The sequence below is a fragment of the Bacillus sp. YKCMOAS1 genome (assembly GCF_030268125.1).
Taxonomy (GTDB): Bacteria; Bacillota; Bacilli; order Bacillales; family Bacillaceae; genus Bacillus; species Bacillus safensis.
In genome coordinates this window covers 371,321-395,704 of sequence record NZ_BSEI01000002.1, presented here as the reverse complement: position 1 = coordinate 395,704, position 24,384 = coordinate 371,321, and the positions used below count along the sequence as shown (strand labels likewise).

General features: G+C 41.9%; 25 protein-coding genes. 1 reads left to right on the top strand and 24 read right to left on the bottom strand.

Features of this window, described 5'->3' with window-relative positions:
- Positions 1–28 precede the first annotated feature (28 nt).
- The 15 genes from recO to rpsU form a co-directional block, all read right to left on the bottom strand.
- Positions 29–799 carry a DNA repair protein RecO gene (gene recO / locus QSJ46_RS06800; RefSeq protein WP_047202320.1) on the bottom strand — a complete coding sequence of 257 codons (771 nt, stop codon included), beginning with the start codon at positions 797–799 and terminating at the stop codon, positions 29–31.
- A 35-nt stretch (positions 800–834) separates the two neighbouring features.
- Entirely contained in the window at positions 835–978 is a 144-nt protein-coding gene (locus QSJ46_RS06795; RefSeq protein ID WP_003217288.1) for a YqzL family protein, read from the bottom strand.
- A gap of 148 nt (positions 979–1,126) precedes the next feature.
- Entirely contained in the window at positions 1,127–2,032 is a 906-nt protein-coding gene (gene era, locus QSJ46_RS06790) for a GTPase Era (protein ID WP_007501305.1), read from the bottom strand.
- On the bottom strand, positions 2,025–2,423 hold the full coding sequence (locus QSJ46_RS06785) for a cytidine deaminase (protein WP_008356263.1): 399 nt from the start codon (positions 2,421–2,423) through the stop codon (positions 2,025–2,027). The genes era and QSJ46_RS06785 overlap by 8 nt, the downstream gene beginning before the upstream one ends.
- A gap of 113 nt (positions 2,424–2,536) precedes the next feature.
- Positions 2,537–2,923, bottom strand: a complete 387-nt coding sequence (locus QSJ46_RS06780) for a diacylglycerol kinase family protein (RefSeq protein ID WP_024423020.1) — start codon at positions 2,921–2,923, stop codon at positions 2,537–2,539.
- A complete protein-coding gene (gene ybeY / locus QSJ46_RS06775) occupies positions 2,901–3,380 on the bottom strand; it encodes an rRNA maturation RNase YbeY (RefSeq protein WP_024423021.1) in 480 nt (159 codons plus the stop codon). The genes QSJ46_RS06780 and ybeY overlap by 23 nt, the downstream gene beginning before the upstream one ends.
- On the bottom strand, positions 3,381–5,492 hold the full coding sequence (locus QSJ46_RS06770) for an HD family phosphohydrolase (protein ID WP_390275287.1): 2,112 nt from the start codon (positions 5,490–5,492) through the stop codon (positions 3,381–3,383).
- A gap of 114 nt (positions 5,493–5,606) precedes the next feature.
- Positions 5,607–6,566 carry a PhoH family protein gene (locus tag QSJ46_RS06765; RefSeq protein WP_047202323.1) on the bottom strand — a complete coding sequence of 320 codons (960 nt, stop codon included), beginning with the start codon at positions 6,564–6,566 and terminating at the stop codon, positions 5,607–5,609.
- 3 nt (positions 6,567–6,569) lie between these two features.
- Positions 6,570–7,760, bottom strand: a complete 1,191-nt coding sequence (yqfD, locus tag QSJ46_RS06760; RefSeq protein WP_058839064.1) for a sporulation protein YqfD — start codon at positions 7,758–7,760, stop codon at positions 6,570–6,572.
- Between the two features lie 18 nt (positions 7,761–7,778).
- The gene (gene yqfC / locus QSJ46_RS06755; protein WP_012010618.1) at positions 7,779–8,060 is read right to left on the bottom strand and encodes a sporulation protein YqfC; all 282 of its coding nucleotides are present in this window, start codon (positions 8,058–8,060) and stop codon (positions 7,779–7,781) included.
- Positions 8,061–8,451: 391 nt separating this feature from the next.
- Positions 8,452–8,949, bottom strand: a complete 498-nt coding sequence (locus QSJ46_RS06750; RefSeq protein WP_251180487.1) for a hypothetical protein — start codon at positions 8,947–8,949, stop codon at positions 8,452–8,454.
- Positions 8,950–8,980: 31 nt separating this feature from the next.
- On the bottom strand, positions 8,981–9,973 hold the full coding sequence (gene floA / locus QSJ46_RS06745; protein ID WP_024423026.1) for a flotillin-like protein FloA: 993 nt from the start codon (positions 9,971–9,973) through the stop codon (positions 8,981–8,983).
- Positions 9,974–10,000: 27 nt separating this feature from the next.
- The gene (locus QSJ46_RS06740) at positions 10,001–11,314 is read right to left on the bottom strand and encodes an NfeD family protein (protein ID WP_058839062.1); all 1,314 of its coding nucleotides are present in this window, start codon (positions 11,312–11,314) and stop codon (positions 10,001–10,003) included.
- Positions 11,315–11,455: 141 nt separating this feature from the next.
- Positions 11,456–11,905: a GatB/YqeY domain-containing protein gene (locus tag QSJ46_RS06735; RefSeq protein ID WP_041086254.1), complete on the bottom strand. Its 450-nt coding sequence runs from the start codon at positions 11,903–11,905 to the stop codon at positions 11,456–11,458.
- Positions 11,906–11,919: 14 nt separating this feature from the next.
- Positions 11,920–12,093, bottom strand: coding sequence for a 30S ribosomal protein S21 (gene rpsU, locus QSJ46_RS06730; protein WP_003152957.1), 174 nt, complete (start codon positions 12,091–12,093; stop codon positions 11,920–11,922).
- Between the two features lie 182 nt (positions 12,094–12,275).
- Here rpsU and QSJ46_RS06725 point away from each other — a divergent pair, with 182 nt between their 5' ends.
- The gene (locus tag QSJ46_RS06725; protein ID WP_285604499.1) at positions 12,276–13,205 is read left to right on the top strand and encodes a Na/Pi symporter; all 930 of its coding nucleotides are present in this window, start codon (positions 12,276–12,278) and stop codon (positions 13,203–13,205) included.
- A 42-nt stretch (positions 13,206–13,247) separates the two neighbouring features.
- On the opposite strand, the gene mtaB is transcribed toward QSJ46_RS06725, so the two are convergent.
- The 9 genes from mtaB to lepA all read right to left on the bottom strand — a co-directional run bounded on the left by mtaB (position 13,248) and on the right by lepA (position 24,346).
- Positions 13,248–14,606, bottom strand: coding sequence for a tRNA (N(6)-L-threonylcarbamoyladenosine(37)-C(2))-methylthiotransferase MtaB (gene mtaB / locus QSJ46_RS06720; RefSeq protein WP_047201912.1), 1,359 nt, complete (start codon positions 14,604–14,606; stop codon positions 13,248–13,250).
- Complete coding sequence (locus tag QSJ46_RS06715; RefSeq protein WP_126681572.1) at positions 14,606–15,376, bottom strand: 16S rRNA (uracil(1498)-N(3))-methyltransferase; 771 nt, start codon at positions 15,374–15,376, stop codon at positions 14,606–14,608. The genes mtaB and QSJ46_RS06715 overlap by 1 nt, the downstream gene beginning before the upstream one ends.
- A 23-nt stretch (positions 15,377–15,399) precedes the next feature.
- On the bottom strand, positions 15,400–16,335 hold the full coding sequence (prmA, locus tag QSJ46_RS06710; protein ID WP_247544513.1) for a 50S ribosomal protein L11 methyltransferase: 936 nt from the start codon (positions 16,333–16,335) through the stop codon (positions 15,400–15,402).
- Between the two features lie 22 nt (positions 16,336–16,357).
- Positions 16,358–17,491 carry a molecular chaperone DnaJ gene (gene dnaJ / locus QSJ46_RS06705; protein WP_024427952.1) on the bottom strand — a complete coding sequence of 378 codons (1,134 nt, stop codon included), beginning with the start codon at positions 17,489–17,491 and terminating at the stop codon, positions 16,358–16,360.
- A 165-nt stretch (positions 17,492–17,656) separates the two neighbouring features.
- Positions 17,657–19,495 (bottom strand): molecular chaperone DnaK, encoded by a 1,839-nt coding sequence (gene dnaK, locus QSJ46_RS06700; RefSeq protein ID WP_047201915.1) that lies wholly within the window; start codon positions 19,493–19,495, stop codon positions 17,657–17,659.
- A gap of 24 nt (positions 19,496–19,519) precedes the next feature.
- Positions 19,520–20,077 carry a nucleotide exchange factor GrpE gene (grpE, locus tag QSJ46_RS06695; protein ID WP_047201916.1) on the bottom strand — a complete coding sequence of 186 codons (558 nt, stop codon included), beginning with the start codon at positions 20,075–20,077 and terminating at the stop codon, positions 19,520–19,522.
- A 63-nt stretch (positions 20,078–20,140) separates the two neighbouring features.
- A complete protein-coding gene (gene hrcA / locus QSJ46_RS06690; RefSeq protein ID WP_003217350.1) occupies positions 20,141–21,172 on the bottom strand; it encodes a heat-inducible transcriptional repressor HrcA in 1,032 nt (343 codons plus the stop codon).
- Positions 21,173–21,253: 81 nt separating this feature from the next.
- The gene (gene hemW / locus QSJ46_RS06685) at positions 21,254–22,393 is read right to left on the bottom strand and encodes a radical SAM family heme chaperone HemW (RefSeq protein ID WP_107163342.1); all 1,140 of its coding nucleotides are present in this window, start codon (positions 22,391–22,393) and stop codon (positions 21,254–21,256) included.
- 114 nt (positions 22,394–22,507) lie between these two features.
- A complete protein-coding gene (gene lepA, locus QSJ46_RS06680; RefSeq protein ID WP_024423038.1) occupies positions 22,508–24,346 on the bottom strand; it encodes a translation elongation factor 4 in 1,839 nt (612 codons plus the stop codon).
- Positions 24,347–24,384: the final 38 nt, after the last annotated feature.

Genomic DNA, 24,384 nt, shown 5'->3' with positions numbered 1-24,384 from the left:
ATGATCTTACAAAAAGTCATGGGAGATGTCAACTTTTGTTTTCGTCACCCATTAGCTTTTTCATGGATTCCATCTGATTCATGAATTTTTTTGATTTTAAATAGAGGCCGGAATATTCGTCATAGTAGTGATCAAGCACTTGACGAATTTCTTGTTTCGTCTGAGGCTTCACATCAACCTGACCAAGCCTTGATAAATCAAAATAATGAAACAAACGGAGCAGCCTTGCAGCTGCGGGGGATAAGGGCAGTTTATATGGATCTTTCGAAAAACAATTTTGGCAAATGAAGCCGTTATCTCTTATCGAGAAATGGAACTGCCCTTCTTTTTGACCACAGTGAACACATTGATCAAGTTCAGGCTTCATCCCCATCACTGATAACATTTTAACCTCTACGATAAATAAAATAATATCAGCATCTGTGCCTTCGTTGAGATGACGCAGAGATTGAAGCAGAAGCTCAAACAAATAAGGGTTTGGCTTTTTTTCTTCTGTGCCTTTATCAATCAATTCCGTCATATATGCGGCATATGCGGTCAGAAATAAGTCTTCCCGAATGGCCCGCATACTTTCAATCATTTCGCCTTGCTGGAGCGTTCCAAGTCCTGTTGATGATTGGATAAGAAAGGTGCCGTATAAAAACGGCTGGCTTATGGCTGACAGGCGGCTGTTTGATTTTTTTGCGCCTCTTGCCATCACGCCAATTTTTCCATGTTCTCTAGTGAGCAGCGTGACAATTTTGTTTGTTTCGCCATAATCTGTTGTTCTAAGGACGATTCCTTCACTTTTAATGAGCATTTGTCTACACTCCGAGCGCTGGAGGGGGTCAAGAATTATAAAATTGGAAAATCAAATCGTGCTATTTCTTCTTCAAGTACATCGGGTCTTTCCAGGTTCTCCTTTTCTAACTCTTTGAAAAGCAGATACGTGTCAACGCTTCCTGTTTGTGAAAATACGTTCCATGTAAAATTCAACATAAAAACCCCACCTTTCTTTATTAGAAGCAGCAACGCTACATCCAACATATTAATTTTATCTTGACCAGGCTACCTCCATTTCATGATAAACAATTTTTACTAATCGAACCGCACCATTGTCAGATTTGCTGACAAATGCAGCGATTTTTTAATATTCGTCTTCTCTAAATCCGAAGTCACGAAGGTGAGTGGATTTATTACGCCAGTCCTTCTGAACTTTGACCCAAAGCTCTAAATACACTTTTGAGCCTAGAAGTGCTTCAATATCTCTGCGCGCTTTTTGTCCCACTTCTTTTAACAAGCTGCCTCGTTTACCAATGACGATCCCTTTTTGTGAATCACGTTCTACAACAATGGTTGCCGCGACATGGATCTTGCCATTTTCATCTGGCTTAATCGATTCAATCGCAACCGCAATACTGTGCGGAATCTCTTCTCTCGTTAAATGCAACACTTTTTCACGAATTAATTCAGAAATAATAAACCGTTCTGGATGATCTGTTACTTGATCTGCCGGATAAAATTGAGGGCCCTCTGGAAGATAACCTTCAATCTGCTGAAGAAGCGTGTCGATATTGTTCCCTTCAAGAGCTGAAATTGGCACAATTTCCTTGAATGGATAACGTGTGCGGTATTCATCAATTAAAAGGAACAGTTCATCTGGATGAATTTGGTCAATTTTATTCACGACAAGGAACACCGGTGTAGATGTTTGCTTTAGTCGTTCAATGATGAATTCATCACCTTTGCCATAGCCTTCCTGTGCGTTGATCATAAATAAGATCAGGTCGACTTCCTTCAGTGTATTTTGAGCCACCCTCATCATAAAATCACCAAGCTTATGCTTAGGTTTATGAATCCCCGGTGTATCGATAAAGATCGTTTGTGATGTGTTCGTTGTCAGGACACCTTGCACTTTGTTTCGCGTCGTTTGGGGCTTATCGCTCATAATGGCGATCTTTTGTCCAATAACACGATTAAGAAAAGTTGATTTCCCTACATTTGGTCTTCCAATAATTGATACAAATCCTGATTTGAAGCTTTCGTTAGTCATTTAAATCCTCCGGTGAAAATGCTCCTGGCAATAGTTCGTTTACTGTTGTTTCGTATATATGTCCTTTTAAGTTCGTTAGAATCACTGGCATGTCAGGTGCACATAGCTCTGAAATGACCTGTCTGCATGCGCCGCACGGCGAAACAGGACGGTCTGTATCAGCCACCACTGCTAACATTTGAAAAGATGTAATGCCTTCTGAATAGGCTTTAAAAAGTGCTGTTCTTTCCGCACAATTACACATACCATATGCTGCATTTTCAATGTTGCAGCCGCCATACACTTTTCCATCATTCGACAGTAACGCTGCACCGACTTTGAATTTAGAATAGGGTACATATGCAAAATCTCTTGCTTTGATTGCTTCTGAAATCAACTCTTGTTTGTTCATTCCTAGTTCCCACTTTCAGAAGAAATGGTACCACTGTCACATTTATATTTTACATAATTCACGTGACATTTTCACGCCCATTTCTAAAAATGTTAATAAATAGTAATATTGTTCTATTGCATGATCTTCGGTAAGAAGATGATCAACCCAATCATAACCGAAATTGCGGCGTAAACGCAAACAGCGCCTGCCGCAGCGTCCTTCGCTCTCTCTGCAAGCGGGTGCCTTTCTTCTGTCATCAGATCCACTGTATGTTCAATGGCTGTATTGACAAGTTCAAGCGCAAACATCCCCCCGCATAGAAGAAGAACAATTAGCCATTCAAATGGGTCAATGCGGAACCAAAAGCCGCAGATCACCACGATGATGGCTGCGACTGTGTGAAATCGAAAATTCCGTTCATTCAAGAAAGTTCGCCATATTCCTCTAAATGCATAGTAAAAACTCCGAAAAAAACGGGCGAGCGGCCTTCTTTTCTTACGATGATCTCGAAAGGCCATAATCATCCAAAATCTTTGTCTGTTTGGCGAACATTTCTTTTTCATCTTCCTCTGTCATATGATCATACCCGAGCAAATGAAGGAAGCCATGAATCGTTAAGAATCCAAGCTCTCTCATAAAGGAATGTCCATATTCCTCCGCCTGCTCTTTCGTTCGATCTACACTAATGATAATGTCACCAAGTACAGGCGGGATATCATCCGCTCCAATGATTTCAATCTCCCCTTCTCCTTCTTCTTCAAGTGCAAAGGAGATCACATCCGTTGGTGCGTCTTTTCCGCGGTATTCTTTATTGATTTGATGAATCTCTTCATTCGAAACGATCGTCACTGATACTTCCGCTTGATCCTTAACCTCAAGTTCGTCTGCAGCAAACTGAAGAAGCTTTTCCACTTCTTCAAGCTGCTCTTTTGATACTTGTCCTGTTTCATCTATTAAATCGATTAACAATGTCATTTACTTCACCTTCTGCTTCGGGGCATCTGGATATTCAATCCGAGAATGGAAAATCCCCTTTAATGTTGTACAAATTGTTTGGCTGATAATATTTAATTCTTTAAATGTCAGGTCACATTCACTAAATTGCCCGTCCTGCATTTTATCCGAAATAATGCCTTTGACAAGCTTTTCAATCCGCTCTGGATTTGGATTATGCATGGAACGAACTGCCGCTTCAACGCTGTCAGCCACAGAAATAATCGCTGCTTCTTTTGATTGCGGCTTTGGACCAGGGTAACGAAATTCTTCTTCTGTCACCTGATCATCACGCTCTTTTGCCTTATAGTAAAAGAACTTTAAAAGAGACTTCCCGTGATGCTGTTCTGCAATGTCGACAAGCTCTTCAGGAAACTTCTTTTCTCTCAGCATATCAGCGCCATCTGTCGTATGGGCAATAATAATATTTTTACTCAGCTGAGGAGAAAGCTTATCATGCGGATTATCAATGTTCATTTGGTTTTCGATAAAGTATTGCGGTCTTTTCGTTTTCCCAATGTCATGATAATAAGCGCCGACCCTTGCTAAAAGACCGTTTGCACCGACTGCTTCACATGCAGCATCCGCTAAATTCGCCACCATGACACTATGATGATATGTACCTGGTGTCTCGGTTAAAATCTTTTTGAGCAGCGGATGATTTGGGTTAGATAATTCGATCAGCTTCATTGTGGAAAGAATGCCAAACATGCTCTCAAAAACAGGCATTAACCCAATGACCAAGATAGATGATGCAAACCCTGACACAATCGCCATCATGAGGTTCACACCGATTTCAAGCCCTGATGGTGAAGAGTTTTGGATCAGTGTAATGGATAAAACCACAAGCACATTCACCAAGGCCACCAAAAGCCCAGCCTGCAATATTTTTGATCTTGCATTATGTTTTCTTAAAAATAAAATACCTGCCATCCCGCTCATCAGATAATAAGCGCAGATCACATAGTTAAAGACGCCGGTTACTCCTTGATTAAACATCATACTGCCGCAAAGAGCAAATACAAGACCGGAGAAGATTGCTAACCGCTCATTAATGAGCAGTTTGATCAGCATCGTGCCAAGTGCCACTGGCACAACATAGCCTATCGTTGTATATTTCGTTTCCTGAAAGAGACTGAACACTTCCATAATAATTAAAATAATCGTAAAAATAAGCGAGTAGAGCAATAATGACTTATTCTTATGGACAAGCGACTTTTTTCTCGATTCAAGGGAATGAATAATCGCTGCTAAGAAAAGGCCAATTAATATGAAAAGACCACTTACAGGCTTAAATAAATTTGAGCTGTTTAATAGACCCGTGAGTTCTAATTTGCGATAAACTTCCCGGTCGATGAGCTCTCCTTCTTCAACTAAGATTTGCCCTTGCTTAATTTGCACTGGCTGAATATTGTCAGCCGCTTCCTGTCTTTTCTTCTCTGTTGCCACTGGGTCAAATACATAGTTTGGGATGATCGCAAATTCACCGATTTCTTTCGCTGCATTTAAGTATTTTGATGGAATCGAATTGTTTTCAAGCTCTGTTTTGACTTGTTTTTTCTCATCTTGTAATTTCGCTGCTGTGATTTCTTTACTCATCAGTGAATTCACCACTGTGATGATGGAATCTTTAGTAAATGAGAGATTCTCATCACTTGCCTGAAGCAGTGCTTTAATGGATTGATCCGAAACAGCTTCCTGCATATCTGTTGTGAGCTTTTCTTTGACACGCTTGACCATTTCTTGATCTGATGGCGCTTTCTCTTTATCATCAGCTGCTTTCTTCTCTTCTTTAATGGCTTCAAAGAGGGATGAGATGAGGTCTACACGATTATCAGAATACGCTTTTTTGAGCGTATATTGATCTTCTACTTGATCTGTTGCTTCTTGTTTCTTTTCTTCTGTCGCTTCTTGATCATCAACAGTTGACGGAGAATAGATGGTCTGTTCGCTCACAGAAAATAAATCTAAGTCTAGCGATTCAGGCTTTACATGGAAGAAGAGCACCACGAATAAAATGGCTGCTAAAGCAGCGTACAGCAAGACATTTAAATAACGTGAGCGCTCCATTTTCTGAGGTTCTTTTTTAGACAGCAGTCTTTTGCGCTTACTGCCTTTTTGATTCTTTCTCAAGGAAAGTACCTCCTTTTTTACTTTAAACCACGATCGAAACAAAATGACCCGATGAAGACGATCGGGTCACTCAGTTCATTTTTGCTTTTCGTATGCGCCAATGATCTTCGCCACAAGCGGGTGTCTGACCACATCTGTCTGGTCTAATTCAATAAATGAGATGCCCTTGATCTCTGCAAGCATGTCCTTTGCAGCCGCAAGACCTGATTGCATGCCCTTTGGCAGATCAATCTGTGTAATATCTCCTGTAATGACCATTTTAGAACCAAAGCCAAGTCTCGTCAAAAACATTTTCATTTGGGCAGGTGTTGTATTCTGCGCTTCATCTAAAATAACAAATGCATCATCAAGCGTCCGGCCTCTCATATAGGCAAGGGGTGCTATTTCAATCACGCCGCGCTCGATTAAACGTTCCGTATGATCACTGCCAAGCACATCATGCAAGGCATCGTATAGTGGTCTTAAATAAGGATCTACCTTTTCCTTTAGATCGCCTGGTAAAAAGCCAAGACTCTCCCCTGCTTCAACAGCTGGTCTGGTCAGGATAATCCGTTTCACATGTCCATTTTTCAATGAATGTACCGCATTGACGACTGCCAAATACGTCTTCCCTGTACCAGCTGGTCCAATTCCAAAGACCAGGTCATCTTTTTTCATCGCCGCAGCATATTCCCGCTGGCCGATTGTTTTCACCCTGATCGACTTTCCTTTTGCATTTTTCGTAATTTCATCTTCATACATATTCTCAAAATAATTCAGCTTGTTTTTTTGCGCCATTTTAATGGCATAGACGACATCCCGTTCAGATATCTCGATTCCTTTACGGATGAGATGTAAAAGAGATGTGATCAAACGGCTTACTGTATCTCTTGATGTTTCCTCACCAGAAACATACACTTTTTCTCCACGCGTAATAATGGAGACATTCAGCTCGTTTTCCATTAGTTTCAGATAAGCATCTTGATTGCCAAATAAAGCAATCGCTTCGTTTGGGCTATCCAATTTTTGTTGAATCTCAAGTAAATGTTCTGTCATTCTCTAGTCTCCCTGAACAATAGGTGTTGGTTGAACAATATCTTCTATTACTTGGTAAAGGATGATTAACTTAACTTTACCATTCCCTGTTGTCTCGTGCAAAACTTTTTCACTTTTCACCTCTCCTGTTTGACCTAGCTTCTCTTCTAATTCTTTTTTACCCATTTTAATCCCTGCTTGAACCGCTTCTTTATTTGTGTATTCTCGATTTATTTTCTCACTTTCACGTGTGATTTCCTTTTCATAAGAGAATGGGAGCTGCATGTTTAAGAAATGAAGCGGATGAACTTCTGTTTCTGTTTTTGGCTGTTTAAAATCATCCTTTTTAAAAGAAAAGCCCCAAAATGGCAGTGAGCCTCCAAATGCGGAGAGCTTGTGCTTTGTCTTCATTTTACCCGTAAAGACGTCAAAAGATGTTCGAAGAGGGACAGAAACTTCAGAACGATACCACGTTTCACCATAGATTTTCGCTTTGGCTCCTACCGTTTTCTGCTGATCTTCGCTGCCAATGAGTCCAGAGACAAGCATCTGTCCTTTCTTTACATGTTCATCAACCGCGGCGAGCGGCTCCCCTTTTTCTACATACATTCTCGTGATGACAGCCTTTTTCTTGGCGACGATATGCTGAGGACTCGTGTATTTTTCTTTTTCGGGTTCATTTTTTTCCACAACTTTCATTTGAAAGGTTGTGCCGTTTAGTTCAACGCCGACCCATGTGATGCTTTGAATATTGGTTGTCAGGGATTTTTGAATTTTTTCAGGTGTTCCCATTAGAAACTGAAAACGTCCTTTTTGCACCCCAATGTCGTCTAAATGCTTTCTCATTTGATGTTCAGTTTCTGGATTGGCTCCTTTAATATCAATTTTCCATACCATGTTTGAAAGTGCCAATATCGTCACTAGAAAGCATACAATCCCAAGGGTAAATCCGATATTCTTCCTTGACCAAAGAAGTAGAAACGGAAAGCCCTTCTTTTGATGAAATGAACATGTCACGTCATGATGTCTGCGTACTTTTCTGAAGGCATGTACATCTGATAGGCGAATAAATAAGCGCACGCTGTCTTGACGGCGGCTCACTTGAAACATTGTGATCCCCTGCCTCGTGCACTCATTGATGAGCCGCTCAATGCCATTTCCTTTGATCTCCACTTCCACTCTGCCAATAAAATAGCCGAACCATTTATTCTTCACGCTTCTCCCCTCCGTCAGTTAAGAATCAATATAACGGACCTCATCGATTTTCCCTTCCAATAAAATCTCTTCTGGCAAAATCGTTTTAATCACAAAATCTTTCCCTGAAATAATGCATTGTCCCTGTTTGAGCATCAGCCTTACCTCTTGATCACTGAAAAGCAGAAGCCCTTTATGGTTCTCTATGTAAATGTGGAGTCTGCCAACCATCGTAATACGGGGAAGATCCATCATCACGTCTGGAGGGATTTCAAGTGTTCTTGTCAGCCATGCTTTAAGTCGATTTTTTCTTTTTCCCATTCAATAAGAACCCCTTCCCACCTCATGTGTATGAGATCAAACTGAAAGATGGTGAGACTGATGAGAAAGCCTCTATATCATCCTATTCCTCAGGGGTTCATATCATGCTAATGAATCCCGTAAAACAGCCGTTTCAGCATTTTCTTTATGAAAAATCGTTATCAGACAAAAAAAGTCCCTTTTTCATGAAGGGGCTTTCCAGATTGTTGACAAAGGGCTAAAATGATCTTTATTTTAGCCCTCTGTCTTCTTTTCAGCGTGATAGGAAACCCTTTGAACGAGTACCGGAGCTAATTGAACATACGTGAGCACCGGCAAGCATGACTGACACCGAATGCGAGGGTTTGTCCGCGCGCTGAAAAGCCCCCTTTTTTGAAGGGGGCTTTCTTCTTTATCTTTTATATGGCCGTTTCATCGTTCTGTGCGGTTTTTTCGCGCGCGGCTCTCCAAATACTTCTCCAAGGATCATTCCTTGAACAATTGTATCTTGGTTCAGATTCTCAATGACTTTTGGCCTCACTTCAGCAGATGCAGCCTTTGGCCTTGTCAGCTCTCTTTCAAGCGATTGAAACTCTTTGTTCAACTCGTTTTTTCTTTCTTCCATTTCGGCAAGTGTAGCCGTATAGCGATCTTGTAAGGACTGAGATGTTTTTTTCTTCATCCCGCCATGATCATGTACATCACCGAAATCGTCCAGCTGATCCGTCACGACTGGATCTGGACTTGTTTGCTTTGTTTGTTTTTGGGGCACCTGCTTACGCTGAGGAGCGGGCTTCTTTTGCTGATTCTGCTCTTCGTTCTCCTCTTGTTTGCCGATCTTCCCAAAGACGGCAGAGATGATACCGATGATAATCGCAATTAGTAGCGGATTTTCAAATAGAATGTCCAATGGGCTCCCTCCTTACAGCGTGAGAGGATGCTTATTTGTTTTCATTATCAGATGGACCTTTTGTCATTTTACCAAATGAATCTCTCATATCCGTATCAGCATCGATATTTTTAATGTTCATGTAGTCCATGACACCAATATTGCCTTCACGTAATGCTTCAGCCATTGCAAGTGGTACTTCAGCCTCTGCTTCTACAACTTTCGCGCGCATTTCTTCAACTTTCGCACGCATCTCTTGCTCTTGTGCAACAGCCATTGCGCGGCGTTCTTCTGCTTTCGCTTGTGCAATGTTTTTGTCTGCTTCTGCTTGGTCTGTTTGCAGAATCGCCCCGATATTCTTACCGATATCCACATCTGCGATATCAATCGAGAGAATTTCAAATGCAGTACCTGAATCTAATCCTTTACCAAGAACCGTTTGAGAAATCATATCAGGATTCTCAAGAACCTTTTTATGATTATCTGATGAACCGATTGTCGAGACAATCCCTTCACCTACACGGGCAATAATTGTTTCTTCCCCTGCACCACCGACAAGACGGTCGATGTTTGCACGAACTGTAATACGTGCTTTTGCTTTGACTTCAATCCCGTCCATCGCAACACCAGAGATAAATGGTGTTTCAATGACTTTAGGGTTTACACTCATTTGAACTGCTTCTAGTACATCACGGCCTGCTAGGTCGATGGCTGCACAGCGAGCAAAGTTCAATTCGATATTCGCGCGTTGAGCTGCAATTAATGCGTTCACAACTCGGTCCACGTTACCACCTGCAAGATAGTGGCTCTCCAGTTGGTTAATCGTCACATCAAGACCTGCTTTATGTGCTTTGATGAGCGGGTTGACCACTCGGTTTGGAATGACTCGGCGCAGTCTCATTCCTACAAGTGTAAAAATGCTCACTTTTACGCCAGCCGCTAGGGCAGAAATCCACAGCATCACCGGTACAAAGGTGAAAAAGATCGAAAGAACAATCAAACCTGCTGCGATAATCACAAATAATAGTAAAGTAGATGGATCCATTTTATTCCTCCTCTAAAATCAGTATATCTATACTTTCCTCACGACAATGCGTGAGCCTTCCGCTTTCACAATTTTTACTTGCTCATCCTTATCGATAAATGCACCTTCTGACACAACATCAATGCGCTCATCTCCGAATACGATCGTACCAGATGGACGAAGTGCAGTTGCTGTCACTGCGATTTGTCCAACAAGATCTTCTCTTGTTTCATTTGAGACATAACCGCTTTCCTTATTGGTTGAATCGGTTAAAATGAACTTTTTAAAGAATTTCATACGTTTCCCCAACACCTTTGTCAATAAAATAACTGCTATGATTGAAACAGCAGTGGCAATCAAGATGGAAATCGCCATTTCTGTAAAGCTTCCAGCTGCTAAAAATAAGCTGACAACGACACAGATCAGTCCAATGACACCTACGATTCCCCCTGGCAAAAACAATTCCAGAATGATGAGTGCAATCCCTGCTAAAAACAGGAACAATGTCTCATATCCTGCAAAACCTGCCACGAGATGACCATAAAAGAATAGAAGAAGCGCTGTCACTCCCATGGTGCCCGGGACTCCAAAGCCAGGAGAATAGAGCTCAACAATTAATCCTAAGCTTGCAATGGATAAAAGGATCGGAATGACGATTGGGTGCGTAAGAAAACGCGCAACCTTTTCAGCAAAGCTCACTTCATCGTATTGAACAGAAGCGTCTGTTAATTTCAGCTTCTGAAGCAAGTCATCCATATTTTTCGCTTCACCTTCTGCATACCCGAATTGAAGCGCCCGATCTGTGTTAAAGGTGAGCAATTCCCCTTTTGGTGCACCGGCTTCTTTTGCGTCTATATCTACATCCGCCATGGCAAGAGCATACTTTGGATCACGCCCCTGCTTTTCGGCAGCATCACTCATTTCAGCAAGCCATAGAGATTCAGATTTTTGATCGGCAGCATTGCCTTCTCCATCAATGATCGCAGCAGCCCCCATCTTTCCATTCGGGGTCATATAAATTTGATCGGCATTTAGCGCGATGAATGCCCCGGCTGAAAGCGCTCTATGATTGACAAACGCTGTCACTGGGATATCGGAAGCGCGGATGGTATCTGCGATCTCAAGCGCTGCATCGACTGCACCACCCGGTGTATTGATGTCGAGAATAATATGCTTCGCCCGTTCCGCCTTTGCCTGCTCAAACGATCGTTCAATGAATTTAGAAAGTCCTTTTTCTACTGTATCTTCAATTGGGATAACATGAACTTTCTGATCTGCTGATTTCGCGGTCAATTGAACCCCTAATAACAAGCATATTATAAAACAACTGAAGAGAGCAATAGAAATTTTTATTTTTTTCATCTATTTGGTGATCCCTCCTCTCTTTCTTCCATTTTACTGTTCCTTTACATACGTTACAAATGTATCATAGGTTTCATTTTTATATGACAGAATCATGAGGGCATAAAAAAAGTACCCTTCTAACAATAGAAGGATACTTTTTTATTGAGACAGCTGCTCGCTGACAAGTCTGTTAATGACAGCTCCATCAGCTTTACCTTTTACTTTTGGCATAATAGCGCTCATCACTTTACCCATGTCAGCCTTTGAGGAAGCACCTGTTTCAGCGATCGTTTCTTTCACGATCGTTTGCAGTTCTTCTTCAGAAAGCTGTTCAGGTAAATAAACGTCTAAAATGTCAATCTCTTTTTGAACTTTATCTACTAAATCTAAGCGATTAGCTTTCGAAAATTCATGGAGGGAGTCTTTACGTTGCTTAATCTCGCGGGAAAGGACGGTTAGTTCCTCATCGCCGGTCAAACTGTCTTTCTTAAGCTTAATTGCTTCATTTTGCAGCGAAGCCTTTACCATACGAATGACAACAAGCTTGTCTTTCTCACGGTTTTTCATCATAAGCTTCATATCAGAATTTAATTGCTCAAGAAGACTCATAAAATCCACCCTCTTTAGAATTTACGTTTTCTAGCAGCTTCAGACTTTTTCTTGCGCTTTACGCTAGGCTTTTCATAAAATTCACGCTTTCTTGCTTCTTGCAATGTTCCAGTTTTGGATACACTGCGTTTAAAGCGACGAAGAGCATCTTCAAGCGATTCGTTTTTTCTAACGACCGTTTTTGACATTCTCTTTCCCTCCCTCCGAATACACCAATCGACTGCATTAAAAAAAGATATACATGCAAAACATGTACCTAGACATTATAATATAAGCCTTGTGTGAGGTCAACTAAGTGATTTGGAAATATATTTTCGTCATGAGCAGGTAGACAAGTCCATATATTCATTGGTAAGAGGAGGACTTTTCTATGATGGCGATCATTTATTTTTGTGCACTTATTTTCATTTTTTTATGGTCAATGGGTTTGCTGAGAAAAGGATTAATGGCGCTTGCGTCCTCTCGTATTGAGAAATCACTTCTTCTCTTTACAGATCACCCGGTCAAAGCATTCTTGGTCAGCATTGTGTTTACAGGGGTTCTACAAAGCAGTTCGGCGTTTATGGTCATCGTCATCGGCTTTGTCAGTACAGGCATTCTCTCTTTTAAAAAATCGATCCCTATGATTCTTGGAACCAATATCGGCTCCACGTTTACGACAGAATTTATCGCTATTAAAATGGATGTCTTCATGTGGGTTTTGATCATAACCGGTCTTGTATGCATCCTTTTTGGCAGAACATCTTTTAGACATGCAGGAAAAAGTTTATTTGGGCTCGGGATGATCTTTTTTTGCATACAAGGCTTTTCAAAAATTGCAGTGATGATGACAAGTCAGCCTGAGACATTGCGTTTTCTTGAAATGATGCAGCATTCAGACTGGACAGCGCTGCTTTCGGGTACCATTTTCACAGCGATTGTTCATTCGAGCTCCGTCTGTATCGGCATTTTAATGGGATTTATGAATGAGGGAACTGTGGCACTTCAGGAAGGCATCAGCTTTGTGTTAGGTTCCAATATCGGGACATGTATTACGGCTGTGATGGCTGCGATATCTGGCGGCTACGCAGCACGTCAAACGGCTTATGCACACGTCGTGTTTAATGTGCTCGGGGTTCTTTTATGCCTTCCGTTTCTCGCCCTGATCACAGAGGTTGTCGCCCTTCTCGCAAGCTCACCCGCCCAGCAGATTGCGCATTTCAGCCTGCTGTTTAATGTGGCAAGCTCTCTCCTCTTCTTGCCGTTCATACGCCCTTTTCACGCATTGATCTTGTGTCTCATGCCGAATCAGTCAAAATAAAAGAAACCGGCTTGCCCTTTTGGCTGCCGGTTTTTTTATCTATTATGAGGTCATTCTCACTTTGTTTGGCTGCACATCATCGCTGATGCGAACGAATTGTCCTTCGTTATAAGGATAACCCGCTTTCGTAATTTTTACTTTGACCAGACGTCCGATCATGTCCTCTGTTCCTTCAAAAACAACCTTCATATAGTTATCAGTATAACCAACATAAAGATTGTGGTTTCCTTCTTGCTCTTTGAAGGATTCTTCCGGAATAATTTCTAGCACATCACCTTCATATGCAGATGCATACTCTTTCGCAAGCTGGTCAGAAAGAGCGATCAAACGGTGGACACGTTCGTTTTTCACATTTTCATCCACTTGATCTTCCATTCTTGCAGCTGGCGTGCCTGTACGTTTGCTGTAAGGGAATACGTGCAGCTCAGAGAATTGATGGTCTTTGACAAAATTGTACGTTTCCAAGAACTCTTCTTCTGTTTCCCCAGGGAACCCTACGATTACATCAGAGGTGACAGCAAGTCCTGGCAATGCTTTTTTCAGCTTTGTTAAACGCTCTGCAAAGAATTCCATCGTATATTTACGGCGCATTCTTTTTAGCACAGTATTTGAGCCAGATTGAAGCGGGATGTGTAAGTGTCTGACAATTTTATCTGACTGATCAAGCACTTCAATCACTTCATCTGTAATTTGACTAGCTTCAATAGATGAAATACGGATTCGTTTTAAGCCAATAACACGTTCATCTAATTCTCTCAGAAGCTTCGCAAAGTTATAATCCTTTAAGTCTTCTCCGTATCCGCCTGTGTGAATACCTGTAAGCACAATTTCTTTATAGCCTGCATCAACAAGCTGCTGCGCTTGATTGATGACCTCTTCTGGATCGCGAGAACGAAGAAGGCCGCGTGCCCAAGGAATAATGCAGAATGTACAGAAGTTGTTACAGCCTTCTTGGATTTTTAATGAAGCGCGCGTTCTGTCTGTAAAGGCAGGAACATCAAGTTCTTCAAACACACGTGCTTTCATGATATTGCCAACCCCGTTGATCGGCTGTCTTTCTCTGCGGTATTCTTCTATATAACCTAGTAATTTATGTCTATCCTGTGTTCCAACCACGATATCAACACCAGGAATCGCCATGATTTCTGCTGGAGATGTTTGCGCATAGCAGCCGGTTACACAAATGACACCATCCGGGTTATGACGAATGGCTCTTCTAATGACTTGGCGGCTTTTCTTATCGCCTGTATTCGTGACCGTACATGTATTAATGACATATACGTCTGCTTTTGATTCATACTCTTTTCTTTCATAGCCAGCTTCTTTAAACAGCTGCCAGATCGCCTCTGTTTCATAGTGGTTGACCTTACAGCCAAGTGTATGGAACGCTACTGTTCCCATCATGATTCACCTCTTAATAACTCTGTTTGATAAGATATAGCGGAAAGCGCGTATAAAGGAGCGGTTTCCGTTCTTAAAATGCGTGGTCCGAGCCCGCAAATGACTGCACCAAGCGTTTCAAGCTCTTCAATCTCCTTTTCTGCCAAACCGCCTTCAGGGCCAAAAACCACTAGCAAGGTTTGTCCGCCTTTCATCTGTTGAAGCACAGTTTGAAAGCGGCTTTGCTCTCCTTCTTTCGATGATTCTTCGTATGCAACGACACATTTATCGAATTCACCAGCTAATTGCGTCAGCTCTTTAAACGTTGATACTGAATAAACACGCGGAATGATATTCCGGTAGGACTGCTCTGCTGCTTCTTTCGCGATTTTCTCCCAGCGTTCTCGTTTTTTATGTGACTTTTTTTGGTCTAGCTTTGTAATAGAACGAGCCGCTTGAAATGGGATAAAAGCACTTGCGCCAAGCTCTGTGCCTTTTTGGATAATGAGCTCAAGCTTATCTCCTTTTGGAAGACCGCTTGCGATCGTCACCCGAATCGGAAGTTCTCTGTCCTGATTTGTCCAGCTTTCAAGGTGACAAATCACTTCTTCCTTTGTTATTGTATCAATTTTACTGAGCGCTTCAAAGCCGTCTGTCGTTAAACAAAGGATTTCCTGTCCCGCTTTCATCCGCATAACATTGGAAAGATGATGTACATCTTCACCTTTTATGACGATGGCTCCCTTTGCAGTCACTTCTTCTTTCGTGAGGTCGATAAAATATCGTTGCATACGTGTCCTGACACCTACTCGCTTTATTTTTTCGCTATAATGCTGACCCAATCTTCCATTGACAGCACTTCAACAATATCAAAACCTGCTTCTTCTAATGCTGTTTTGACTTGTAATTTCTTTTGTCCAATGATGCCTGATGTAATGAAATAGCCATCTTTCTTCAATAGGTCATAGGCTTGATCTGTAAAGCGCAAAATTACTTCTGCCAGAATGTTGGCGACAATCACATCACGCTCACCTGAAATCCCATCAAGCAAGTTGTTTTGTTTGACCGTCACTTGGTCACTTACACCATTGAGTTCGATGTTTTGCTTCGCACTTTCTACCGCAACGGTGTCGAGATCAAAGGCTTGAATGTTCTTTGCACCAAGCATCGCTGCTGCCACACTTAAAATCCCAGAGCCTGTTCCAACATCAATCACCATATCGTTTTCCTTTACATAGCGCTCAAGCGCCTGAATACAAAGGACGGTTGTGGGATGCGTACCTGTTCCAAATGCCATTCCAGGGTCCATTTCAATAATCAGTTCATCAGAATGAACCGGTGTATATTCTTCCCACGTTGGAACGATGGTGAATTTTTCAGAAATTTTCACAGGATGATAGTATTTCTTCCATGCGGTGGCCCATTCTTCTTCATTTACTTCACAAATTGACAGTGTATTGCGTCCAAGGTCAATATCGTATAGAAGAAGATTGTTGATGGCTTCTTTGATCTCATCTACCGTTTCCATCAAAAAGCTGTTCATCGGAAGATAGGCTTTGACAATGACACCTTCATCCGGATAGTCATTCGGATCGAGCTGGTAGATCTCACCGTATACATTTTCACGTTCCTTGACTAAATCAAGCGGGTCCTCAATCACGACACCACTTGCACCTGCTTCATGCAAAATATTGGTGATCGGTTCCACCGCTTCATTTGTTGTATGGACGCTAATTTCTGACCACTTCAATACTACCAACTCCTTATCCGTCTTACTCGCCTTTAAATGCGCGTTTTACCTTATCGAAAAAGCTCATTTCTTGTTCGTCCGGTTTATTTCCGCTCACTTCAGCAAATTTTCTAATGATATCTTTTTGATTGTCTGTTAAATTTGTCGGTGTGACGACACGTACAACGATATGCTGATCGCCTTGGCCGTAGCCGCGTACATTTTTCACACCTTTTCCTTTAAGTCTAAACTTCGTGCCAGTTTGAGTGCCAGCAGGAACTTTTAATTTTACTTTTCCGTGTAATGTCGGCACTTCAATTTCGTCACCTAATGCAGCTTGGGCAAAGGTGAGCGGCATCTCGCAGTAAATATCATCTCCATCACGTTCGAAGAATTCATGCGCACGCACATGGAATACAACGAATAGATCGCCTGGAGGTCCTCCATTTACACCTGGTTCACCTTGACCAGATACTCTGAGCTGCTGACCATCATCAACACCTGCAGGGATCGTCACGTTAATTTTCTTACGCTTGCGCACTTTGCCAGATCCGCCGCATGTTGAACATTTATGATCAATTTGTTTCCCTGTTCCGCTGCAGTAGTTACATACTCTGCGGTTGACCACTTTACCAAATGGGGTTGACTGTTCAACATTTAATTGACCAGATCCTCCGCAATGTGAACAAGTTTTCGCCTGCGTACCAGGCTTTGCACCTGATCCATGACATGTTTCACAAGATTCTTCACGAGGGATTTCAATGGTTGCTTCTTTTCCAAATGCCGCTTCTTCGAATGAAAGCGTCATTGTATATTGCAGGTCCGCTCCTTGGCGCGGTGCATTTGGATCTCTTCTTCTCGCTCCGCCGCCAAAAATACTAGAGAAGATGTCATCAAAGCCGCCGAAGCCGCCAAAGTCTCCTCCTCCACCAAAACCGCCACCGCCAAAGCCTTGGTTTGGATCGGTATGACCGAACTGGTCATAATGCGAACGCTTTTGATCATCAGAAAGGGTTTCATAGGCTTCTTTTACTTCTTTGAATTTCTCATCTGAGCCAGCTTCTTTATTAATATCAGGGTGATACTTTTTTGAAAGCTTGCGGTATGCCTTTTTGATTTCGTCCTTTGAGGCGCTCTTACTTACGCCAAGCACTTCATAGTAATCACGCTTACTCATCTCTTCACACTCCCGATTTTCTCACATAAATACGATTGTATCATTTTGATTTAACTTTTTTCAATTCCTTTCATCGTTGAAAAGAAAAAAAGTCAAAGCCAAGAGATCCTGACTTTGACTTTCTGACGAGTACGTTTCAGCAGTCTTTTTCAAAAGTAAAGGTGATTATTTTTTCTCTTGATCGTCGTTTACTTCTTCGTATTCTGCATCCACTACATTGTCATCTGCTTTTTGAGCACCTTCAGCGCCTTCTTGCTGAGCTTGTGCTTGTTTTGCAGCTTCTTCATAGAGCTTGGTCGTTAATTCTTGAACGATTGTTTGCAGCTCATCTTTTTTCGCTTTGATGTCTTCAAACTCGCCTTTTTCGATCGCAGCTTTTAGTGCATCTTTCGCGTCGTTTGCTTTTTTCACTTGCTCTTCATCGATTTTGCCTTCTAGATCTTTTAATGTTTTTTCAGTTGTAAACACTAATTGATCTGCTTCGTTGCGCACTTCGATTTCTTCTTTTTTCTTCGCATCTGCTTCAGCATTTTCTTCTGCTTCTTTGACCATTTTTTCGATCTCATCATCAGAAAGACCTGAAGAAGATTTGATTGTGATGTTTTGCTCTTTGCCTGTACCCATATCTTTCGCACGTACGTTGACAATACCGTTTTTATCGATATCAAATGATACTTCAATTTGTGGTACGCCGCGTGGTGCTGGCGGGATATCAGTCAATTGGAAGCGGCCTAATGTTTTGTTATCTGCAGCCATTGGGCGCTCACCTTGCAAGACATGGATATCTACAGCTGTTTGGTTGTCAGCAGCCGTTGAGAATACTTGAGATTTACTTGTTGGAATTGTTGTATTACGTTCAATCAGCTTCGTGAACACGCCGCCCATTGTTTCAATTCCTAAAGAAAGTGGTGTTACGTCAAGAAGAACAACGTCTTTGACATCTCCTGTGATCACTCCACCTTGGATCGCTGCACCAAGTGCAACAACTTCATCAGGGTTTACACCTTTATGAGGCTCTTTGCCTGTTTCTTTTTTGATTGCTTCTTGGACTGCAGGAATACGAGTTGATCCACCTACAAGGATGACTTTATCAATCTCGCTAGCAGATAAACCAGCATCTTTCAGTGATTGACGTACAGGTGTCATTGTACGCTCTACAAGATCTGCAGAAAGCTCTTCGAATTTAGCACGAGTTAACGTTAATTCAAGGTGAAGAGGTCCTGCTTCTCCAGCTGTGATAAATGGCAGTGAAATTTGTGTAGAAGATACACCAGAAAGATCTTTTTTCGCTTTTTCAGCCGCATCTTTTAAACGCTGAAGCGCCATTTTATCTTTAGAAAGATCAATGCCATTTTCTTTTTTGAATTCAGCCACTAGGTGATCAATGATGACTTGGTCAAAATCGTCTCCACCTAGACGGTTGTCCCCAGCAGTTGAGCGCACTTCAAAGACGCCGTCTCCAAGTTCAAGAACTGACACGTCAAATGTACCGCCGCCAAGGTCGTATACAAGGATCGTTTGATCTTCATCTGTTTTATCTAAACCATACGCAAGTGCAGCTGCTGTTGGTTCGTTGATGATACGTTCTACTTCAAGACCGGCAATTTTACCAGCATCTTTCGTTGCTTGACGTTCTGCATCGTTGAAGTAAGCAGGAACAGTGATAACTGCTTTTGTTACTTCTTCACCAAGATAGCTTTCAGCGTAAGATTTAAGGTGTTGAAGAATGATTGCAGAGATTTCCTGCGGTGTATAGTTCTTGCCTTCAACTTCTACTTTATAATCTGTACCCATATGTCTTTTAACAGACATGATTGTGTTTGGGTTTGTAATTGATTGACGTTTTGCTACTTCACCCACTTGGCGCTCTCCGTTTTTAAAAGCGACAACAGATGGTGTTGTACGTGCTCCTTCAGCGTTTGCAATGACTTTTGGCTCGCCGCCTTCAAGTACTGCAACACATGAGTTTGTTGTTCCTAAGTCAATCCCAATGATTTTACTCATATTCGATGACCTCCCATTATGTAGTTATTGATTTACTTTTACCATTGATGGACGAATAACTCGATCTTTGAGTTTATAGCCCTTTTGCAATTCTTCTACAACAATATTTGAATCATAGTTTTCATCTTCAACTTGCATGACGGCTTGATGAAGGTTTGGATCGAACTCTTTGCCGACAGCTTCAATTGGTTCAACGCCTTCATTTTTCAACGCTTCTACCAGCTGGCGGTAAACCATTTGCATTCCTTCTAACAAACTTTTCGTCTGCTCATTGTCTGGATCAATTCCAAGCGCTCTTTCAAAGTTATCAAGAGCTGGGAGAAGATCACTGACAACATGTTGAGAACGATATTTTTGCACGGTCTCCACTTCAGTTCGAGCACGGCGTTTATAGTTTTCAAAATCTGCTTGAACACGCAGAATTTTGTTCTCTTTTTCATCTAGAAGCTGCTGCAATTCATCGATTTTTTCTTGGAAGGCAGACTGTTCATCATGTGTTACTTCCTCAGGATCTGCTTGAACTGCTTCTTCTTGTGCTTCAACCTCTGCTTCTTGCTCAGGTGTCTGTTTTTCTTCTGACATTGTGTTCACCTCCCTCAAAAGATTCAAAAATACGAAGGGGCTATGCCCCTATCTTTTATCACCCTACTCATCATACAAATTGGAAAGTGCGTTTGACAAGTCTTTTGATACATGATGCAAGAGACTGACAACCCTGCCATAATCCATACGGGTTGGACCGATGACAGCAATGGAGCCGAGTGATTTTTGATCAATCGAATAAGTGGCTGTGATTAAGCTGCAGTTCTCCATCGCTTCCAAATTGTTTTCTGAACCAATTTTAATGGTGATTCCTTGCTGATTTGGATGAAACAGCTGCATGACATCATTCTTTTGCTCAATAAGCATCATGAGTGAACGAATGCGGTCAATGTCATGAAACTCTGGCTGATTCAACATATTAATCTTCCCGCCAAAGAAAAGTTTTGATTCATTTTGAGTCGATGTAAATGTATTGCCGAGCGCATCTAAAATATGATCATAATCTTTTAAATGCGTGCGAAGAAGCATCACAACTTCTTTATACATTCTGTCCTTCAGCTGATCCATCGGGACTCCGGCTAGGCGGCTGTTTAAAATATTCATCAGCTTCTCAATATCGGAGACATCGAGATGCTCAGAGAAGGTAATGGTTTTGTTTTCAACATGTCCGCTGTCTGTAATCATGATTGCCACTGCTTTGTTCGGCTGAACAGGGACAAGCTGAATTTGCTTTAATCGATTTTCACTTAGCTTTGGACCAAGCACAATCGATGTATAGTTTGTGAGATCTGATAAAATTTCCGCCGATTTTTGAACTGTCTTTTCCAGCTCAAAAATTTTCTCCTGAAAGGCCGACTGGATGAGCACAAGCTCTTTAGACGACAGTTTTCGCGGAGAGAGCAAATGATCTACATAATAACGATATCCCTTTTCGGAAGGAATTCTTCCTGATGAAGAATGGGTCTTTTCAATAAAACCAAGTTCCTCCAAATCAGCCATTTCGTTTCTAATCGTCGCAGAGCTGAATGTAATGTCTTCTTTTTTAGAAAGAGTCCTTGATCCAACTGGCTGCGCCGAACGAATAAAGTCATTAATGATGACTTGCAGAATCAAAAGCTGACGATTTGTTAACATCATCATCACCCCTGTTAGCACTCTCTTTCAACGAGTGCTAATTGTATAAACAAAATTACCAAACTCAAATTAAAATGTCAATTATAACTCACCGAGAAACGCTTGAAATACTTCATTCCCTAACAATTTTCCTTTTCTTGTTAAACGGATCCCGATGTCATCTTTTACAATGAGGCCTTTTTCTTCTAATTCTTCAAGAACAGTGGGAAAAAGTGCTTCTGGTGCAGTACCATATTTTGCTTGGAAATCAGCACTTTTCACTCCTTCGATCTTTCGAAGACCTAGAAACATTTCTTCTTCTATTTGCTCTGCTTTTGTGACCTCATGTGTTTCCTTATACGGGAACCCTGTTTGGTCAATCAGCTCCAAATAATGCTTCACCGGCCCTGCGTTCACATTTCGGACGCCATCTACATACCCGTGTGCGCCTGCACCAAAACCGAAGTAATCTTCATTGCTCCAATAGGTCAGGTTATGCTGACTTTCAAAGCCAGGTTTGGCGTAATTGCTAATTTCGTACTGCTTTAATCCATGGCGCTCCATTTCATCCATCACAAGCTCATACATTTCAGCCTCACGTTCTTGCGGCGGTAAATGAAGTTTTCCCTTTTGCATTAAGTTGTAAAAAACGGTTTTCGGCTCGACGATGAGTGAGTAAACCGAATAATGCTCTGCCCCCAGCGAGAAAGCTGTCTCAAGTGAATTCATCACATGATGCTTTTCTTGATGCGGCAAGCCAAACATGAGATCGAGGCTAATATTGTTAAATCCAACAGCTCTAGCCCGCTCAAAGGACGTAAGGACATCCTTTTTTTGATGAACTCGTCCGATTTTTTTGAGCAAATCGTCTTCAAAGGTTTGAACGCCAAAACTCAGCCGATTGACACCGGCTTCTTTTAACACATGCAGCTTCTCGAGTGATAATTCATCTGGGTTCGCTTCCACTGCAAATTCAATCAGTTTTTTTGTCGGCTTTAATACACGGTGAATGCTGTTCATGAGCTTGTCTAGCTGGCTGACAGTCAGTGATGTCGGGGTTCCCCCGCCAATAAAAATCGTCTTGAGTTCCTGCTCGCCCTTTTGTTCGATCGTATGCTGCATCTCTTTTTCAAGAGCCGCTAAGTATTCATCGACTGGCTGCGTTTTAATGAAAAATTTATTGAAATCACAATAGTGGCAAATGTGCTCACAAAATGGAATGTGAATGTATGCTGCTTTCATTTGATGACACCTTCTTTACAGGTAAAGAGCCGCAGTTTATCGCTGCGGCGCCTTTGTTTGTTATCGACTATAAACGTCAAGGCGAACATTGTAAAGCAAGCAGCCTTGAGGATGTTATTTTTTCGGTGTGCTGTCATCCATCTTCAGCACGGCCATAAATGCTTCTTGCGGGACTTCAACAGAGCCCACTTGCTTCATGCGCTTTTTCCCTTCTTTTTGCTTCTCAAGAAGCTTTCTTTTCCGGGAAATGTCTCCACCATAACATTTGGCAAGTACGTTTTTACGCATCGCTTTAATGGTGGAACGAGCAACGATTTTTTGACCGATTGCTGCTTGAACTGGCACTTCAAAGTGCTGGCGCGGAATCAGTTCTTTTAGCTTTTCTACGATGATCTTACCTCGTTCATATGCATAATCGCGGTGAACAATAAAGGAAAGGGCATCGATTTTTTCGCCATTCAGCATGATATCCATCTTCACCAGCGTCGATGGACGATAGCCAATCAGCTCATAATCAAAGGACGCGTAGCCTTTTGTGTTGGACTTTAGCTGATCAAAGAATTCGTATACGATCTCTGCCAAAGGAATTTCGTACACAATGCTCACACGGTTCGCATCAAGATACTGCATATCGATGAAATTTCCGCGCTTTCCTTGGCAAAGCTCCATCACAGAGCCTACATAATCGTTCGGCACCATCATTGTTGCTTTTACATATGGTTCTTCAATTCGCTCAATCTTTTGCGGATCAGGCAGATTGGACGGGTTATCTACGACGATTTTTTCTCCATCTGTCATATATACATCATAAATAACACTTGGCGCTGTCGTAATCAGATCAATTTTAAATTCACGTTCAATCCGTTCTTGGATGATTTCCATATGAAGCATTCCAAGGAAGCCGCAGCGGAAACCGAAGCCAAGTGCTTGGGATGTCTCTGCCTCATATTGAAGTGAAGAATCATTTAATTCAAGCTTTTCTAACGCTTCACGTAAGTCGTTGTATTTCGCTGTATCAATCGGATAAAGCCCGCAGTATACCATTGGGTTTAGCTTTCTGTATCCTGGCAGCGCTTCTTTCGCAGGGTTTTCCGCACTTGTGATCGTATCCCCTACTCGTGTATCACCGACATTTTTAATCGCAGCTGTTAAGTAGCCAACATCTCCAACGGTGAGTTCATCTGTTGGCATGGCTTTTGGTGTGAATACGCCGACTTCAAGAACTTCAAATTCTTTCCCCGTCGCCATCATTTTAATTTTCTGACCAGGTCTGACGGTTCCTTCAACAATTCGTATGTACGCAATAACGCCGCGATACGCATCGTAAAGAGAATCAAAAATAAGGGCTTGAAGTGGTGCTTCTGGATCTCCAGCAGGTGCCGGCACCTTTTCAACGATTTGTTCTAAAATATCCTCGATTCCAATACCCGCCTTAGCAGAGGTGAGAACAGCTTCAGACGCATCCAACCCGATGACATCTTCAATTTCTTCTCTTACACGCTCAGGCTCTGCACTCGGCAGATCGATTTTATTGATAATCGGAAGAATTTCTAAGTTGTTATCAAGAGCTAAATAAACGTTCGCAAGTGTCTGTGCTTCAATTCCTTGTGCTGCATCTACTACGAGAATCGCACCCTCACAGGCAGCTAGGCTTCGAGATACCTCATAGGTGAAGTCGACATGCCCTGGTGTATCAATCAGGTGCATGATATATTCTTCTCCATCCTTCGCCTTATACTTCAGCTGGACAGAGTTTAATTTAATCGTTATGCCGCGTTCACGCTCTAAATCCATGGAATCAAGTAATTGTTCTTTCATTTCCCGTTGAGTAATCGCCGCTGTTTTTTCCAAAATACGGTCCGCCAATGTGGATTTCCCATGGTCAATATGGGCGATAATGGAGAAATTTCGAATTCTTGATTGCCGTTCTAATCGTTTTTCTTTATCTGTCACAATCTATCACTCCTACTATAAAACGCGGGTTGCGCTAG

Excerpts from the sequence above, each read along its gene's own strand:
- hemW (WP_107163342.1), bottom strand. The coding sequence starts at position 22,393 with ATGAAAGCAGCATACATTCACATTCCATTTTGTGAGCACATTTGCCAC.
- floA (WP_024423026.1), bottom strand. The coding sequence starts at position 9,973 with ATGGATCCATCTACTTTACTATTATTTGTGATTATCGCAGCAGGTTTG.
- ybeY (WP_024423021.1), bottom strand. The coding sequence starts at position 3,380 with ATGACATTGTTAATCGATTTAATAGATGAAACAGGACAAGTATCAAAA.
- rpsU (WP_003152957.1), bottom strand. The coding sequence starts at position 12,093 with ATGTCAAAAACGGTCGTTAGAAAAAACGAATCGCTTGAAGATGCTCTT.
- QSJ46_RS06740 (WP_058839062.1), bottom strand. The coding sequence starts at position 11,314 with ATGAAAAAAATAAAAATTTCTATTGCTCTCTTCAGTTGTTTTATAATA.
- dnaK (WP_047201915.1), bottom strand. The coding sequence starts at position 19,495 with ATGAGTAAAATCATTGGGATTGACTTAGGAACAACAAACTCATGTGTT.
- QSJ46_RS06715 (WP_126681572.1), bottom strand. The coding sequence starts at position 15,376 with ATGCAACGATATTTTATCGACCTCACGAAAGAAGAAGTGACTGCAAAG.
- QSJ46_RS06765 (WP_047202323.1), bottom strand. The coding sequence starts at position 6,566 with ATGACAGAACATTTACTTGAGATTCAACAAAAATTGGATAGCCCAAAC.
- QSJ46_RS06735 (WP_041086254.1), bottom strand. The coding sequence starts at position 11,905 with ATGAGTCTTCTTGAGCAATTAAATTCTGATATGAAGCTTATGATGAAA.
- QSJ46_RS06725 (WP_285604499.1), top strand. The coding sequence starts at position 12,276 with ATGATGGCGATCATTTATTTTTGTGCACTTATTTTCATTTTTTTATGG.
- mtaB (WP_047201912.1), bottom strand. The coding sequence starts at position 14,606 with ATGGGAACAGTAGCGTTCCATACACTTGGCTGTAAGGTCAACCACTAT.
- QSJ46_RS06785 (WP_008356263.1), bottom strand. The coding sequence starts at position 2,423 with ATGAACAAACAAGAGTTGATTTCAGAAGCAATCAAAGCAAGAGATTTT.
- hrcA (WP_003217350.1), bottom strand. The coding sequence starts at position 21,172 with ATGTTAACAAATCGTCAGCTTTTGATTCTGCAAGTCATCATTAATGAC.
- recO (WP_047202320.1), bottom strand. The coding sequence starts at position 799 with ATGCTCATTAAAAGTGAAGGAATCGTCCTTAGAACAACAGATTATGGC.
- era (WP_007501305.1), bottom strand. The coding sequence starts at position 2,032 with ATGACTAACGAAAGCTTCAAATCAGGATTTGTATCAATTATTGGAAGA.
- QSJ46_RS06780 (WP_024423020.1), bottom strand. The coding sequence starts at position 2,923 with ATGGCCTTTCGAGATCATCGTAAGAAAAGAAGGCCGCTCGCCCGTTTT.
- QSJ46_RS06795 (WP_003217288.1), bottom strand. The coding sequence starts at position 978 with ATGTTGAATTTTACATGGAACGTATTTTCACAAACAGGAAGCGTTGAC.
- dnaJ (WP_024427952.1), bottom strand. The coding sequence starts at position 17,491 with ATGAGTAAGCGTGATTACTATGAAGTGCTTGGCGTAAGTAAGAGCGCC.
- grpE (WP_047201916.1), bottom strand. The coding sequence starts at position 20,077 with ATGTCAGAAGAAAAACAGACACCTGAGCAAGAAGCAGAGGTTGAAGCA.
- yqfC (WP_012010618.1), bottom strand. The coding sequence starts at position 8,060 with ATGGGAAAAAGAAAAAATCGACTTAAAGCATGGCTGACAAGAACACTT.